Consider the following 15,228-nt stretch of genomic DNA (forward strand, 5'->3'; position numbering starts at 1 on the left):
TTCAAAGTGTAGTGGATTCTTCAGGTCCCAGCCGGCGGACAGCCGGGCGTCTCCCGCCATCTGAACCGTTCTGCCCACGGGTGTCTGGCACGCCAGGGAAAACCGGATTTCGCGGACAGGCATCGTGTGCTTCGTGCGAGCGGCCTCCGCCGCGCCAGCCCCCAGCCCCTGCGAACCAACCCGCGCCGACGCGGTCTTCTGCTGAGAACCGAGCCCCGGCCGTCTGCCGGGCGCTCGCCCCCCATTCCATCGAAACGGGAAGGCCTGTGACCGAACCCACCATTCAGCGCGGCACCCTCTGGTTCTGGATGATTCTCAGCCTCGGGGTCGCAGTCGCGATCATCGCACTCGGGCTGGGCCTTGAGCCCCATGGTGCGGCAGTGCTGCGAGCCCCACTCAGTGCACCGGCAGCCGGTGCATTCGGCTTCGGGATGCTGATGGTCTGGGCGGCCTACGCCTACGCGCTTTCGGCCGGCCGCGCCGCCGGCTCGCAGGAGGTGGGACTGGCCACGCTGAACCTCGGCCTGCCGCTGGCGCTGATGCTGCTCTGGCTGGGCGGGCTGCATGCCCTGAGCATTCTCGCGGCGGCCGCGTGGGCGGCGAGCCTCCTGGCGCTGGGGATTCGGCTTGTTCAGCGCGAACCGCTTGCGGGCCTGATGATGCTGCCCATCTTCGGCGTCAGCCTGACGGCAACCCTGCTCTCGTTGACGCTCTGGCTGATGCCGGCAGCCACCCCCTGATCCCGCGGCAGCCGTCGCGGATCCTGCTGCAGTCGGGCCGCCCGGCAGCCAACGCAGGCTCCGCAACCATACGATCCGATGCCCGGTACCCAGACTGCGGGCCAGCTGTTCCTGCTGCCGATCCATCACCCGCACGAGGCCCGGCAGCGCGTCGTACCAGCACAGGCAGTCGTCCTCGAGGTACCGTTTCTGGCGCTGCGCGAAACGCACTTCGCGTCCCCTGTCATCCGCGGCAGACGGTGTTCAGCGAAGGAACCAGCGTGGCCACGACCCGGCTCCCTGGCTGCGGGGCTGCCGCTTCACTCGAGTACGCGCCAGCTACCATCGGGCTGGCGGCAGGCGGTGCCGTAGACCTGTTCGACACGTCCGCCGATCATCGCATCGACCGTGTATTCCCGACACGGACCCGTAGCGGCTTCAAAGGTCCGCGTAGGGGTGACCTGGTACTGAACCCCCGAGTCCGGGTTGACCCAGGCAGTCGATACGCCCGTGCGGACGCTTTCCAGCGTCTGCGCGGTCCTGAGCCGGTCCATATCATCCATGGTCCGGCCGACCGCGCCACCGATGGCCGCGCCCGCCAGCGTACCTGCAATGATCGCCGCGTCGCGCCCAGTGCCCGCACCGATTTGTCGGCCGAGCACACCACCCAACACACCGCCGATCACCATACCCACCTGTTCCTGAGGCACCTGATACGTGGCGCAGCCGGGCAAGCCGACACCCGCGGCCAACAGGAGGGAGGCGAAAATCTTGCCTTGCATCGAACGACCTCCATCGACTGGACCAATGTCTGCCTCACAAGGTTATAGATCAGAACCACGCCCCATGTCCGCGCCCGCTGCGGCAATGTCGACCCACCCACCGGCTCGGGATACGCATGTTCCTCGCTGCATCGTCCGCCCCGGCTGCGCGTCTTGCCGCACGGCATCGGGGCACGGCCATCTCGGGCGGTGAGCGCCGGCTGGAGCCGACGTGCAGCCATTCGCTGACCCGAAAGAACCGGGGATCAGGTCAGGAAGGCGGTTTCCTCCCTCGGACCCGACGCCGGTCGAGGAAGATCGCGAGGGCCGCACCCTGGAGCATGAATAGCGGCAGCGCGGATTTTTTCCAGGGCATGTAGCTACGATGCCGTAGCACAAAAAGTAGTCCACGATGTCGTGGCACTTATCACTCAGGCGTCACCCGATCCACCCCTGGACCCTCGGACCGCATGCCCCTGCTCTCTGCCGCGGCCCAACCGGATTCGACTTTGGTGCAGCCCCGTCAGAGCGGGATCTGGTCGAAGCGCGCAGCACGCCGATGGGCCGCAGCCAGCGCCGGCAGCCCCGACCGCACCAGCCAGAGGGTCTGGTAACCGGCGTCACGGGCGGCATCGAGTTCTTCACGGACGTCCGACAGGAACAGGATTCGTTGCGGCCGAGTGCCGATGGCATCGGCGATGCGCCGGTACGATCCCGTCTCGCGCTTGTGCCCGACCCGCGTGTCGAAGTAGCCGGAGAGCAGCGGGCCGAGATCACCGTCCACGGTATGACCGTAGATCAGGCGCTGCGCGAGGACCGAGCCGGAGGAGTAAATGTAGAGCCGGATCCCGCGTGCATGCCAGGCGCGCAACGCCGACAGGACGTCCGGGTAGAGGTGGCTGACCAGGTCGCCGCGGCGATAGCCTTCCTCCCAGATCAGCCCCTGCAGGGTCTTGAGTGGGGTGACTTTGCGATCGGCATCCATCCAGCCGCAGAGACAGGTCACCACCGCCTCGTCGTTCCACACGTTCGCGATCTGCCGGACCTCGTCCATGATCGCCGCGACCTCGGGTTCGCCGCGCCGGCGCCGGATGAAGTCGGGCATACGCGCGCGGGCATACGGGTAGAGAGTCCGGGTAACGAACTCGATGGCCGTGGTGGTTCCCTCGATGTCCATCACCACGCAGTCGACGGGTTTGAGCATGGCACGGCCTCGTTTCGTGTCGCATTGACAATCATGGCGATCCGGTCGCACAGCGCCGGGATCGTTCCGTCTCCCATCCCTGCGCTCCAGGCGTCCTGCCCTTCCCCTTCGGGCCCGCCGTCGACGGTCCGAATTCCGCTCCCGGCGGATGTGGTCCCGCAAGCGCGCAGCGCGCCCGATGTGGACGCTGCGCGCTTCTCGCGTTCACTGTCCTGTCCTCGAGCCAGCGGCACCCCGAACACGGATGGAAACGGTCCGCGGATGTAACGGGAGCACACCGAAATGGTTTTGCATCCCCTTTATTTTCCGTGCTATCCGCTTCCTTCCGTGGCTGCTTTTGGGCGTCGACTTCCATGATGCCCGGGCATCAGCGCCGACGATGAAAGGCGCCGAGGGCTGAAGAGGCCGAAGGCCGTGATCCGCCATTCCCACGCCAGGGGTGCCGCAGGCGTCGGGGCGCAACAAACGCCGCTACACGGTTCCGTCCTACCCGGCGCCGGGATGGCGGCGGCGGGGTGTGTCACATCACGCTTACGGCAGCCGCGCGGGTGGCGAAGTATAACCCCATCGTTGGTCGATGCCGAAGACCGGCTGGGCGCTCCCCCCTCGTGATTGGGGCACAACGCTCCACCGGTACCGGAGGTCCGGATTTGCGGTCGCGCGATGTTGACAGTCCGTGCGCGCCCCGAGGTGAATCAATCCGGCCGACAGGCGCGCGAGTGCGTGGCCAGAGGTTTCGCTACGGCTTGCGGGGAACGTCGGCCCGCGCGTAACGAACCGGGCCAGAGAACGCCCACCGAATCACACCTGGGTTCGAAACGCGATGCCGGGCAGTGGTCAGCGGGTCGTCGAGCGTTGGTCCCGCCGCGGGTGGCCACGCGGCGCGGTCACAAGGCCGCTTTGCGCGGCATAAAAGGCGGCAAGCTCACGGATCTCGCGGTCACTGAGGTCCGCCGCCATCTGGTTCATCACCGCGTGCCGCCGGCTGCCATCCCGGTAGCCCCTCAGCGCATGTTCGAGATAGCTGGCGTACTGCCCGGAGAGATGCGGGAACTGATCCGGGGCGACACTCGCGCCGCGTTCGCCGTGGCAGGCATCACAGCCCTTTTCCCGATGGACGGCCTCCCCCCTCTCCGCCGGACTTGCAATGGCCATCGTGCTGCCGAGGCCGAGCAGTAGCACCAACGCGCACTCTGACCATTTCACGGTCGCCACCCCCTATTCGACCTGCGCCAGGCTGGAAAAATAGGCTGCAATATCCGCCATGTCCTCGTCGCTCAGGTCGTGGGCCTGGCTGTGCATGGTGGGGTGTTGGCGATCCTGCGCCTTGTAGGCCCGAAGGGCTGCGACGATATAGGCCGCGCTCTGGCCACCCAGTTTGGGCACATGGTAGGTCGGGTAGACATTCTGGTAGGTGGCGATCCCGTGGCAGCCGAGACAGGCGTCGGCCTTCATGCGCCCCGCTTCGACATCACCTGCGGCCTGTATCGTGCCGCCCAGGCAGACGGTCAGGCCAACGGCAATCACTCGCCGGATCGTCTTCGATCCGGCACAGGGCCTTACGGATGACGGTTCAGGGCACATCTCCGGCCACCGATTGACATTTGCGTTGTTCACGAGCAGGTCGCAAGTGAAATCTGCAGAACCTTCGGTGCTGAATCGCTTCAGCAGAGATACACGGGTACCGCGTCGGACCCACGGGTAACGATTTGAACGTTCCTTCGCTTGCGCACCTTGCTTCGTCGCGTCCGGCGTGCGCAGCTGGCCTGGCCCACTAGCCGGCTTCAGCACCCTCGTCCGCCACCACCACATCGCGGTACCCGTGCCACATCGCAAACCCCAGCCAGGGGAAGACCACGATCAGCGCGATCAGGGCGGTCAGGACCGAGAGGCCAAACAATGCGGTAATCAATGCGGCCCACACGAGCATCGGCACCCGATTCCGGGCGAACGCCTTCAGGCTGATCGCGATGGCATCGACCACCCCCACGCGGCGATCCAGCATCGCGGGCACCGTGACGACACCTACGGCGAAGGCAACCAAGGCCAGCACTCCGCCGGCGACGACCACGCCGATCAGGGAAAGGATTCCTCGCGCGCTACCCAGCATCGCGCCGAGCAACTCGCCCAGGTTCGCCGGCACGCCGAGATCGCCGACGTTCATCACCCCGATCCAGAGGGTCATGAATCCTGCCCAGACGATGAACAGGCCGGCGAGCAATACAGCGAATAACCACAACGATCCACCAAGGGCCGGTATCGCGGCCAGGCATTGTCCGATGCCCAGACCCTGACGGCCTCCGTGCTCCAGACGGCGGGCCAGCTCATTCACGCCCACGGCCAGTGCCGGCCCCACCAGCAGAAACCCCGATATCGCCGCCATGGCCAGCCACGGCTGGTCCCAGGTGTACCAGAGGATCGCCAACCCGACGACCGTTACGAACAGGCCGTGTAGCAGGGATGCGGGCGCCCGCCAGATGTCGCGCCACCCGGCTGCCAGCCATTTCAAGGGATGCCGAGCGGAGATCTGGCGGACGGGCGGCGTTCCGGTATCCAGGGTCTGACGTGGCCGGATCTCCCCGAGATCTTCCGGATAGCGGCGCTTGATCAGATCGTCCACCATGGCATCTCCTCGCGCTCAAGCGCAGCTGCAGGCCCACTCTCGTTAAACCTAGCAGATCACTCGGCAGTTTTCCTGCGATCACCCTCTCATCCGTGCGACGGCCACGCCGTCACCTCGTCGAACACCCTTGCGCAGTGCGGCAGGTCCACCATTCACCGGTTGCATCATCCCGACAGCACCCTTCGGACAGCGGCCGCCGGGATCGGTCTCCGGCAGCACGGTCAATACCAGAAGATGCGAACCAGGAACGGGCTCCACGCGACGATCATTGCCACGAGAACCACCGCCTCGGTCCAGATCACGGCCGCCAGGCGCGCCCGGTCCTCCCCATCGGCATCGGCCATGAAAACCCGCGACATCAGCATGTCGAGAAGGATCACGAAGACCAGGACCATCATCACGGCCGGTGCGACCACCGACGGCAGCAGACGCCAATCGTGCAGGTGAACACCATCATAGGCGAGAGGGGCGACGAGCATGACGAATGCTGCGGCGAGCAGCAGCAACGACCGCAGCACGCCCAGACTCTGTAGCCAATGCATCATCCAAAGTGCCCCGACATTCACGGACGTGAGGCCATGATACACGGGACGCCATCCCTCCCCCCGAACAGCCCGGGGCAGCCCGTACCCTGGCTCCATCCCCGTGGGCAGCGTGCCCGCGTTCCCCCGTCTATACTTCGACGCAATGGCGAACCTGTGGGCGGCAAACAGAAACCGGCGTCGGATGCTGATGGTGCTGGCCGGAACGGCGGCGTTTGGTGCCGGGCTGGGCGGGCTCGTCGTCAGCAGATCCACCGGCACCACTCCCGATGCCGAACGCCCGGAAGGCCTGCTGTGGCCTCAGGTGCGCGCCCTGCCTGCGCTGGAACTCGTCAGCGACGGCGGGCAGTCTTTCGGTACCTACGATTTTCAGGGGGCCTGGTCGCTCGTGTTCGTCGGTTACACCTCGTGTCCGGACATCTGTCCAATGACCCTGGCACAGCTGAACCAGATGCACCGGCGCGTGCAGGAGGATGCGCGGCTCTCCCGGATGCAGACGGTTTTCGTCAGCGTGGACCCGGAACGGGACTCGCCGCAGCGGCTTCGCGAATACCTGGGTCATTTCAACGACGACTTCGTCGGGCTCACGGGTGACCCCGCACAACTCGAACTTCTGACCCGGGCCCTCGGCGCGGTGTATATGATGGAGGAGCCGGATGCCCACGGGGATTATCTGATCCACCACAGCTCCGCGATTTTCCTGATCAGCCCCGGGGCCGAACTCGCGGGAATCCTGACCGGCCCGCACGACCCGGCCGGCCTGGCGGAACGCCTTCGTGCGATGCTCGATTTCATGCAGGCCCGCGCATGACCGCGGCACCTCCCCGGCGCGGGTGGGCATGGCTGCTGCTCGCACTGATGTTGACGGCAGGCAACGTGCAGGGCGAGCTGCGGCTGATCGATGGCTGGATTGCAGAGCCACCCCCTGGCTCGCGCATCCTCGCGGGGTATCTGACCCTGGAAAACCGGGGCATCGGGAGCCGTTCCCTGGTCAGGGTATCGAGCCCGCAATTCTCGCGGGTCGAAATGCATCGCACGGTCATCGTGGACGGGATCGCACGCATGGAGGCCCTTGTGCGCATCGAGATTCCGGCCGGTGGCCGACTGGTCATGCAGCCCGGAGCCGACCATCTGATGCTGATCGATCCTGCGACTCGTCTGGAAAGCGGGCAGGAGGTCGAGCTTCACCTGGAGTTCGATGACGGGTCGGCGCGGTCGCTGGTACTGCAGGTGCAGCCTCGTGTCCAACGGGGCGCACCGGGTCACCAGCACCATCACTAGGGGAACGCTGGTTCATGCGCTCGTCATTGCAGGCGAAACGTAGCAATCCAAACGGAATTCTCGAAATCAATATCTTATGGATCGCCACGTCGCTTCGCTCCTCGCGATGACGGATTCTTCATCGTTTCCCTAGTGAGCCATGCGGCAAGTTCATCACCGGATCGCTTCACCAGGCACACAGGCGCTACGTAGGGCCAGTTTGAAATACGATGGCTATTTCTGCGCGTGCCCGCCTTGCTCCGGCGCGTCTGGCCGTGCTCCATAGGCACCGAACTTTCCGCATGGCCCACCAGTGACACTCACCCGCAGAAGCGGATCGCACCCATGGATCGGCCATCTCACGGCGCTTGTCGGGGCCGAACCGCACGATCCGGCGCTGGTGCCAGCCGGCACGGCCTGCGCAGGGGATTGCAATCCACTCCCGAGGCGCGTGGCGGCAGGCAGTCCACAGCGGAATCGGCCGAAGCGGGCGGAAACCTCGGTTACAGCCAACCGTTTTCACAACTGTCGCCGCGCACACGGCGAACGTACTCCGGCTCCGGGCCGGTGCTTTCCTCCGGCACGAGCGTTTCCAACATACTGAGTAACCGGGTCATCGAGAGCATACCCGCCACCTGCCCGGCCCGGTCGAGTACCAGTAACCAATGCTGATTGCGGTTTCGCATCAACGCCAGTGCCGACGCGAGTTTCGCGTCCACGAAGCAGACCGCTGGATGAGGATCGCACAGCATGAACACGGTGGCCTCGTCAGGATCGAATCCCCCCCCCATACCCTGCCGGGCAAGGTCGCGTTCGCTGACGGTGCCGATCAACTTCCCACTCTCAACGACCACAAGCGCCGGCGCATCGGATCTGGCCAGAAGCGCGCCCGCTTCTCGTAACGAACTGCGCGGCCCGATCGCGGCCACGTTTCTCAAGGTGAATTCGCCAATAATCATCTCATAACCTCCGGCCCGACTGCGGCGGCTCTGCGCAAATCTGCACGTGACCGCTCGCCGCTTGCGATACCGGGCCCGCTGTGGCTCTGTGTCGCCGATGATGGCCGATGGCGTCGTGTCGAAGCTGACGCCGCCAATTTTCGGATGGCGGCAACCCGACACGGCGGACACACCGTTACGCCCTGGGCCATTCGCCCGGGGACGTCTATCGCTCCCTCCAGTCGAACGCTGGCGTCCTTGACCGCAAGGCTTCGCTGTCTACACTTCAATTCATAGACGGTGAGAGTGGTGTCGTTAATAGGAATTGTTTTGTTCAACCCGATAAGCCGACCTTTTGACGGCGGGGCCGGCGGAGATCCGGCCGCTGGGAACGCGGCGCAAAATGCTGGGCGGTCGCTTCCTCCTCGCGAAACTCGAGGGCGATACGTTGAACGCCCCCTAGTGGCGCACCGCGCAGCAGCGCACCCGGGATGCCCATATCCGCATGCAATGGTGCATGACGCCACTCGGAACGAGCCCCCTCGCCGGCAACCCTCCGGAGCATGCGGAGCACGAAACCTGCATCGTCTGCCGCCAGCAGGATAAAGAAGTCCGGTTACCGCGGCAGTCCCATTGATCGGTCTTGGTTCAGGAACGGCAACTGCCGCCGTACACAACGCGGTAGATGAGGTGGGACATGGTCGAGGAAGCGCTTCAGCTCCGCCTGGCGGTGGGTGCCCTGGTCATCGGAGTGGCGTTCGGAATCGTGGCGCAGCGTTCGAAGTTCTGCATGGTGGCCGCGATCAGCAACTGGGTCCTGATGCGTGACTATCGGCAAGCACATGCGTACCTGGTGGCGATCACGGTGGCGCTGGTCGGTACCCAGGTGCTGGAACTGGGATTCGCCATCCCGATCGGGGAATCGGGTTTCCGTATCGGCACCCTGGACTGGGTTGCGGCCGCCTCAGGAGGAGTCATCTTCGGTGTCGGGGCGATGCTCGCGGGCGGTTGTGCCGGGCGCACGCTTGTCCGGTCGGCCGAGGGGAATCTGGGTTCGCTGATCGCCCTGATCGCATTTGCAATCGCCGCGATGGTCACCCTGTTCGGGGTGCTGCAACCGGTACGCGCCTGGATCCGCCAGTCTGCCGTCCCGCTGGCCACGGACGACGCCTCGGTTGCGGCGCTGCTGCAGATTCCGCCATGGTGGATCATTGCAGCGGTCGTGGTGCTGGTCACGCTGCTGGTGCTGTTGACCGGGCGACGGACCCGGAGCGCCTGGATGATCGTGTCCGGGGCGGTAATCGGGCTGCTGGTCGCGGCCGGGTGGTGGCTGACGGGATATTTCGCCCATGACGAATTCGAACCGACGCCACCGCTGTCACTGACATTCTCGGGACCCTTGGCGCGCGCCAGTCTCTACGTCACCGCGCAGATCACTACGGGAACGTACTTCGGATTGTTCCTGATACCCGGGGTGCTACTCGGCGCGCTGGCCTCGGCCCTGGCGGGCAGAGAATTCCATTGGGTGATGCCCGACGCATCCCGGGTGGGGGCGTTCACGTTCGGCGGTATGCTGATGGGTGTCGGCGCGATTCTCGCCGGTGGCTGCAACATCGGCCACGGGTTGAGCGGGCTCTCGACACTTTCACTTCAGGCCGTCATCGCGGTAGCCGGGATCATTGCCGGGATGCGCCTGACGCTGGCCTGGCTGCAGTGGCGCGACCGCTGAACCCGAAGCGCTCCTGGATCACTGGCTGAGCACGGCGAACCAGAAACCCAGGTAGCGGTCGGCGAGCAGAGCCGCGAAGAGCGCCAACAGGTAGAAGATGGAATACAGAAAGGTACGGATGGCCCGCTGGTGGCTGCGGGTGACGAGCAGCATCACGGCGTGATATAGAAAGCCCCCCCCGAGCACGAGGGCCGCCAACAGGTACAGCCAACCGCTGATGCCCATCCCCGCAGGCAACAGGGTCACTGCCAGTAGCAGCACGGTGTACAGCAGGATCTGCAGGCGGGTGAAGTCCTCACCGTGGGTAACCGGCAGCATCGGGATGCCGACACGCGCGTAGTCGTCCTTCCGGTAGATCGCCAGCGCCCAGAAATGGGGCGGAGTCCACGTGAACACGATCAGAAACAGCACAAGCGCCAACGGTTCCACCTGCCCGGTCACCGCCGTCCAACCCAGCAATGGCGGCATCGCCCCGGCGGCTCCCCCGATCACGATATTCTGGGGCGTCGCGCGCTTCAGGAACACGGTATAAACCACTGCATAACCGACGAGCGAGAACAGAGTCAGCGTCGCGGTCACGCCGTTGACCAGCAGGACCAGGATCAGGAAACCCGAGAGCCCGATCACGCCTGCGAACACCAGACCGTGCTCCATGCCCAGGTGACCGGATGGCAGCGGGCGCCCGCGGGTGCGGTCCATCAGCGCATCGGCGTGGCGATCCAACACGTGGTTCAGGGCGGCGGCCGAACCAGCCATCAGGCCGATTCCGAGAGTTCCGAACACCAGCGCCTGCCAGGGCACCGAGCCCGGCGCGGCGAGCAGCATGCCGACCCAAGCCGTGAACAGCATCACGGCGACCACCTTCGGCTTGCACAGCGCGAGGTAGTCCCGCCAGTGCCCCAGCAGGCCGTGCTGCACGGTCACGGTGAGCGCCTTGAGGGTCATTCCGTCCACCTCCTCCATCGTCTGCGTCGCAGTACACTGCCGTGTTCCAGCCCGGGTCCGCTCAGTCCCATCCGATGCTCCCGGCCCGATCCGGTCAGTGCGGCCATGGTTGTTTGCGCGGCAACGGGATCGGTCCGGTTCAGCGCGCGCCACAGGGTGAACACGGCGAGCAGCAGCAGCGCCGCCACCGCGTTATGGGCAACAGCGACCGGCAGCGGCAGCTGGAACAGCACGTTCGAGACCCCGAGGCCCGCCTGCAAGAGCAGGAACGCCAGGGTCCCCCCGGCCAGCGCACGTAAGCGGCGATCGCCGCGCCACAGGATGAATACAGCAAGTCCGCCGAGCAGCAGCAGGGTGGTCACCGCGCCGATTCGGTGAGACACGTGGATCGCGGTGCGTGCCGGTGTATCCAGTAAGCCGTATTCATAGTCCAGGCCCCCCCCCCTCCAGAGCACAAACGCCTCGCGGAAATCCGCCTCGGGCCACCACTGTCCCTGACACTGCGGCAAGTCCGGGCAGGTTAGCGCGGCATAGTTGGCGCTGGTCCAGCCGCCCAGCGCGATCTGGACAACCAGCACCAGCGCGCCCAGCGCGGCGAAATGCGGCAGCCATCCACGCGTAGGCTCACGCTCGGTCTCCGACGCGGCCGGCGGTCGGCCGGGGTCTGGCTTTGGCGACGCTCGTCGGCGCGAAGGCCGGGTCACCAGGATCAAGTGCCATAACAGGAGCAGCGTGGCGAACCCCCCGAGCAGGTGCGCCATGACCACGACCGGCTTCAGTTGCAGGGTCACGGTCCACATGCCCAGCAAGGATTGCAACACGATCAATATCAGCAACAGGATCGGTACGACCACCGGCTGCCCGGGCCGGTGCCGCTCGCGCCAGGCCACAACGGCAAGCGCCAGGATCACCAGGCCCAGCAGCCCCGCAGCGTAGCGATGCACCATTTCCTTCCAGGCTTTCGCCACCTCCACCGGCCGTTCCGGGAAGGCGAGGCTGGCCTGCTCGACGACCGCCGGTTGCGTCGGGGCGAGCAGCCGGCCGTAACAACCGGGCCAGTCCGGACAGCCCAGGCCGGCATCGGAAAGGCGGACATAGGCACCCAGCACGATCACCGCCAGGGTCAGCACGAACGCGATCCGAATTCCGACGAAGAACTGCGACTGCGAGTCCATGGTCACCCGATACGCGAGTTGCGAAGCAACTTGCGCACATCTTTCAGCATGTCGCTCCCGCTCACCTCCGGCCCGTAGCGCAACAGGAGGTTGCCGAGCGGATCCAGCAGAAAGACCTGCCCCATGGCACCCTCGCCCAGCCGTTCCAGCACCACAGCCAGGGCTTCCCGGTCACCGGTGACCAGTTGCAGCCGGGGATGATCCTTGAGCAGCGGGGCCAGCTGGGAAAGGCTGCGCGAATCGGTCGACAGGTAGACTCGTTGCACCCGGTCCATGTTGTGGCCGAGCGCCAGCCGCAATTGGCGCGTATTCACCAGCGCCGCGTCGCAGGCAGGGCCGCAACGGCGATCGCCAACGTACAGCAGCGTCCAATAGCCGCGAAGCGCTTCGGTGCCGAAAGACTCCCCGCGCAGGTCCACCAGCGCGACGGGCGCGAGGGGCTGCGGGGGATCCATCAGCTGACCATGGTTGGTATAGGTCGTCGGCTTCCAGACCCCCGGGTTGTGGTAGAGCCAGCTTGCAGTCACGAGCGGCAGCGCAAAGACCAGGACCAGCAGGATCAGCGCCAGCCGGCCGCGCCACCTGCGCAGATCCCGCCCTGACTGCGGGTCGTCAGCGACCGTATTCATGGAACCTCCTTCGGCGGGTCAACACGAGGGCGATGATCACCAGCGCCAGCGCGAGACCGAACCATTGCACCGCGTAGGCCAGGTGGCGTTCGGGCCCCATCGGCAACACCGGGCGCCAGTCGCGCAGGTATCCTGATGGCTGGTCCGGATCCAGGCGCACGGTCAGCGGAACGACGTCCCGCTGCAGCCGCTCGCCCATTGCCTCGAAGTCCAGATACTGGATCACGCGCGGCCAGGTCGCGGCGTCATCCATGGCACCGAGCCGGTAGCCCTCGCCAAACGGGACGTAGACATGGCCCCGGATCGACACGGGATCCGCGCTCAGACCTTCGCTCACGTCGGGCAGCATCCCCCGCTCCGGACTTCGCGGAATCCAGCCGCGCTCGATCAGCACCGCCCGCCCACTGCCGCTGTGCACCAGGGGCGTAATCACGCGATAGCCGATCCGACCCTCCCGGACCTGGTTATCGAGCAGGAACTGCTGCTCGCGCAGGTAATGTCCCGAAACCACCACCGCCTGGAAGCGCAGCGTCTCCAGTGGGTCCGCCGACAGGTCGAGTGGTTGGTACCGCTCCCCGGCTGCGGCCTCGAAGGCGGCCAGCAGCGCCCTTTTCTCATCCGCTCGCTGCAACTGCCAGTGGCCGAGCGCAAGGAACAGTGCCAGCAGCGCAACACCGGCCACCCACGGCACCCATCGCAGGAAGCGAGCGCGCGCCGCGCCCCGCTGATTCACACCCACGGTCGGCGCCATGCCCCGGCTATACTCCTGCTGTCTGCGGCTCGAGAGAGGCACACATGTGGATACAGCTCACCGTGATCGCCTTGCTGCTGCTGATCCTGGGCAGCCTTGCGTCCGGGCTGCTTTTCCTGGTGCGCGACACTCATGAGCGCACGCGCACGGTCCGGGCCCTGACCTGGCGCATCGGACTCTCCATCGCCTGTTTTCTCCTGTTGCTGCTGGGCGCGGCACTGGGCTTCATCCAGCCCCACGGGATCGGCGCGGGCTGAACCACCGATCCCCGATCGGTTTGTGCAGTCGCCGCAGGGGGCGGCAGGTAAAACGCGTTGCAGCGCCGGGGTGCGGCACTGCTGCATCGACACGATTCCGCCTGCTGCCATCGCCCTACAGCCAGTACACGAACACGAACAGAACCAGCCATACGACATCGACGAAGTGCCAGTACCAGGCTACGGCTTCGAACCCGAAGTGTTCCTGGCTCGAGAAATGGCCACGCAGCGAGCGCAACAGGATCACGGCCAGCATGATCACCCCGAGGGTGACGTGAAGCCCGTGGAAACCGGTCAGCAAGTAGAACGTCGAACCGTAGATGCCCGAGGCCAGGGTCAGGTTCAGGTCACGGTACGCATGGCCGAATTCGTAGACCTGAAACGCCAGGAACAGCACGCCCAGCACGATGGTGGCGACAAGCCCCCAGATCAGCTGCCGCTGGTTGTCCCGCTTCAGTCCCCAGTGCGCCCAGGTGATCGTCGCACCGCTGGCGAGCAGGATGGCGGTATTCACGGCCGGGATACCCCAGGCGCCGATGGTGTCGAACGCGCCGCCGAGTGCTTCTGGCCCTGCGGTCGGCCAGGCGGCCTCGAACTCGGGCCACAGGAAGATATTCGTGCTCAGCCCGACCCCTTCGCCGCCGAGCCAGGGTACCGCCAGCACGCGGGCATAGAACAGCGCGCCGAAAAATGCGCCGAAGAACATCACCTCGGAAACGATGAACCAGCCCATGCCCTGGCGGAAGGAGCGGTCCACCTGTGCGTTGTAAAGGCCCGCCCGGCTCTCCCCGATCACCGTGCGGAACCAGCCGAACACCATGTACAGCATGATCGCCGTGCCGGCCGCCATGATCCAGGGCCCGAGCGGGATATGGCCGTTGAAGGACATCCCGATGCCCACCACGAGCACGCCGAGCCCCACCGAACCGATGATGGGCCAGCGGCTGCCGTGCGGGACATAGTAGGTACCCTGTGCATGTGCCACGTCATGTCCCCCGTTCATCGGATTGCCCACGCGGCCCGCTCGCCGTGTCCTTCAGTTCGAACAGGGTGTAGGCGAGCGTGATTCGCTCGACGCGCGGCGGGAGCCCCGGATCCACCACGAAGGCCACCGGCATCTCGCGTGATTCGCGCGGTCCGAAGGCCTGCCGGGTGAAACAGAAACACTCGGTCTTGCTGAAGTGGCGCGCGGCGGACGAGGGCGAAACGCTGGGCACCGCCTGCCCGACCGCGGCGTCCTCGCGCCGGTTGCTGGCCACGAAGTGGGTCACGTACTGCCGGCCCGGGTGCACTTCCATCTGCGTCACCGCGGGGGAGAACCCCCAGTCGAGCCCCTGGTTCCGGATCGCAACGAACTCCACGATCACGGTACGCTCGGTGTCCACCGTCGCGACCGCCGGGGCCGAAGTCCCGGTCAGCGACGCGCTGCGGCCGTTGAGTCCGGTGACTTCGCAGATCACGTCATACAGTGGCACCAGCGCGAAGCCGAATCCGAACATGCCCAGCACCACCGCCCCGAGCCGGATCGCGGTACGCCGGTTGCTGCGCCGGAGATAAACGTCGTTCCCTTTCATGAGCGCAAGGCCACGCTGATGATGAATCCCGCATAGAAACCCGCGGCGACCAGCGCCAGCAAGACGGCGGTCACTACCACCCGCCGCCGACGCCGTTTCCGGTCAACCATCGCAGCCATGG

General features: G+C 65.8%; 19 protein-coding genes. 5 read left to right on the forward strand and 14 right to left on the reverse strand.

Translation table 11 applies throughout. The features are described from left to right. The first annotated feature begins 266 nt into the window (after positions 1-266). On the forward strand, positions 267-740 hold the full coding sequence (locus TVNIR_RS14195; RefSeq protein WP_015259752.1) for a hypothetical protein: 474 nt from the start codon (positions 267-269) through the stop codon (positions 738-740). 299 nt (positions 741-1,039) lie between these two features. On the opposite strand, the gene TVNIR_RS14200 is transcribed toward TVNIR_RS14195, so the two are convergent. The 6 genes from TVNIR_RS14200 to TVNIR_RS14225 form a co-directional block, all read right to left on the reverse strand. Further along, positions 1,040-1,501 carry an RT0821/Lpp0805 family surface protein gene (locus tag TVNIR_RS14200; protein ID WP_043739784.1) on the reverse strand — a complete coding sequence of 154 codons (462 nt, stop codon included), beginning with the start codon at positions 1,499-1,501 and terminating at the stop codon, positions 1,040-1,042. A 502-nt stretch (positions 1,502-2,003) separates the two neighbouring features. After that, complete coding sequence (gene mtnC / locus TVNIR_RS14205) at positions 2,004-2,684, reverse strand: acireductone synthase (RefSeq protein WP_015259754.1); 681 nt, start codon at positions 2,682-2,684, stop codon at positions 2,004-2,006. A gap of 837 nt (positions 2,685-3,521) precedes the next feature. Beyond that, entirely contained in the window at positions 3,522-3,890 is a 369-nt protein-coding gene (locus tag TVNIR_RS14210; protein ID WP_211263115.1) for a c-type cytochrome, read from the reverse strand. A gap of 12 nt (positions 3,891-3,902) precedes the next feature. Next, a complete protein-coding gene (locus TVNIR_RS14215) occupies positions 3,903-4,268 on the reverse strand; it encodes a c-type cytochrome (RefSeq protein WP_015259756.1) in 366 nt (121 codons plus the stop codon). Between the two features lie 190 nt (positions 4,269-4,458). Beyond that, a complete protein-coding gene (locus TVNIR_RS14220; RefSeq protein ID WP_043739785.1) occupies positions 4,459-5,307 on the reverse strand; it encodes a DUF2189 domain-containing protein in 849 nt (282 codons plus the stop codon). A gap of 221 nt (positions 5,308-5,528) precedes the next feature. Then, positions 5,529-5,852, reverse strand: coding sequence for a hypothetical protein (locus TVNIR_RS14225; protein ID WP_015259758.1), 324 nt, complete (start codon positions 5,850-5,852; stop codon positions 5,529-5,531). A gap of 181 nt (positions 5,853-6,033) precedes the next feature. Between TVNIR_RS14225 and TVNIR_RS14230 the strand changes: the two genes are divergently transcribed. Both TVNIR_RS14230 and TVNIR_RS14235 read left to right on the forward strand, forming a co-directional pair. Next, positions 6,034-6,660, forward strand: a complete 627-nt coding sequence (locus tag TVNIR_RS14230; protein ID WP_015259759.1) for an SCO family protein — start codon at positions 6,034-6,036, stop codon at positions 6,658-6,660. Next, complete coding sequence (locus TVNIR_RS14235) at positions 6,657-7,130, forward strand: copper chaperone PCu(A)C (protein WP_015259760.1); 474 nt, start codon at positions 6,657-6,659, stop codon at positions 7,128-7,130. The genes TVNIR_RS14230 and TVNIR_RS14235 overlap by 4 nt, the downstream gene beginning before the upstream one ends. Positions 7,131-7,612: 482 nt before the next feature. Here the strand turns inward: TVNIR_RS14235 and TVNIR_RS14240 are convergent, their stop codons facing one another. Then, positions 7,613-8,068: a CBS domain-containing protein gene (locus TVNIR_RS14240; protein WP_043739786.1), complete on the reverse strand. Its 456-nt coding sequence runs from the start codon at positions 8,066-8,068 to the stop codon at positions 7,613-7,615. A 676-nt stretch (positions 8,069-8,744) separates the two neighbouring features. On the opposite strand from TVNIR_RS14240, the gene TVNIR_RS14245 reads away from it, so the two are divergent. Then, positions 8,745-9,776 (forward strand): YeeE/YedE family protein, encoded by a 1,032-nt coding sequence (locus TVNIR_RS14245; protein ID WP_015259762.1) that lies wholly within the window; start codon positions 8,745-8,747, stop codon positions 9,774-9,776. An 18-nt stretch (positions 9,777-9,794) separates the two neighbouring features. Here TVNIR_RS14245 and cyoE read toward each other — a convergent pair whose 3' ends face one another. The 4 genes from cyoE to TVNIR_RS14265 are packed head-to-tail and all read right to left on the reverse strand — an operon-like array spanning position 9,795 to position 13,276. Beyond that, positions 9,795-10,721 carry a heme o synthase gene (cyoE, locus tag TVNIR_RS14250; RefSeq protein ID WP_015259763.1) on the reverse strand — a complete coding sequence of 309 codons (927 nt, stop codon included), beginning with the start codon at positions 10,719-10,721 and terminating at the stop codon, positions 9,795-9,797. Further along, positions 10,718-11,896: a COX15/CtaA family protein gene (locus TVNIR_RS14255; RefSeq protein ID WP_043739787.1), complete on the reverse strand. Its 1,179-nt coding sequence runs from the start codon at positions 11,894-11,896 to the stop codon at positions 10,718-10,720. The genes cyoE and TVNIR_RS14255 overlap by 4 nt, the downstream gene beginning before the upstream one ends. Positions 11,897-11,898: 2 nt before the next feature. Next, the gene (locus TVNIR_RS14260; protein WP_015259765.1) at positions 11,899-12,525 is read right to left on the reverse strand and encodes an SCO family protein; all 627 of its coding nucleotides are present in this window, start codon (positions 12,523-12,525) and stop codon (positions 11,899-11,901) included. Continuing rightward, positions 12,509-13,276 carry an SURF1 family protein gene (locus TVNIR_RS14265; RefSeq protein WP_015259766.1) on the reverse strand — a complete coding sequence of 256 codons (768 nt, stop codon included), beginning with the start codon at positions 13,274-13,276 and terminating at the stop codon, positions 12,509-12,511. The genes TVNIR_RS14260 and TVNIR_RS14265 overlap by 17 nt, the downstream gene beginning before the upstream one ends. Before the next feature lie 44 nt (positions 13,277-13,320). On the opposite strand from TVNIR_RS14265, the gene TVNIR_RS14270 reads away from it, so the two are divergent. Next, positions 13,321-13,533 (forward strand): twin transmembrane helix small protein, encoded by a 213-nt coding sequence (locus TVNIR_RS14270; RefSeq protein WP_015259767.1) that lies wholly within the window; start codon positions 13,321-13,323, stop codon positions 13,531-13,533. Between the two features lie 115 nt (positions 13,534-13,648). On the opposite strand, the gene TVNIR_RS14275 is transcribed toward TVNIR_RS14270, so the two are convergent. The 3 genes from TVNIR_RS14275 to TVNIR_RS21060 are packed head-to-tail and all read right to left on the reverse strand — an operon-like array spanning position 13,649 to position 15,226. Next, positions 13,649-14,518 carry a cytochrome c oxidase subunit 3 gene (locus TVNIR_RS14275; RefSeq protein WP_043739789.1) on the reverse strand — a complete coding sequence of 290 codons (870 nt, stop codon included), beginning with the start codon at positions 14,516-14,518 and terminating at the stop codon, positions 13,649-13,651. 1 nt (position 14,519) lies between these two features. Further along, complete coding sequence (locus tag TVNIR_RS14280) at positions 14,520-15,107, reverse strand: cytochrome c oxidase assembly protein (protein WP_015259769.1); 588 nt, start codon at positions 15,105-15,107, stop codon at positions 14,520-14,522. Then, a complete protein-coding gene (locus tag TVNIR_RS21060) occupies positions 15,104-15,226 on the reverse strand; it encodes a hypothetical protein (RefSeq protein ID WP_257720602.1) in 123 nt (40 codons plus the stop codon). The genes TVNIR_RS14280 and TVNIR_RS21060 overlap by 4 nt, the downstream gene beginning before the upstream one ends. Positions 15,227-15,228: the final 2 nt, after the last annotated feature.

The organism is Thioalkalivibrio nitratireducens DSM 14787, from assembly GCF_000321415.2.
Lineage (GTDB): Bacteria > Pseudomonadota > Gammaproteobacteria > Ectothiorhodospirales > Ectothiorhodospiraceae > Thioalkalivibrio > Thioalkalivibrio nitratireducens.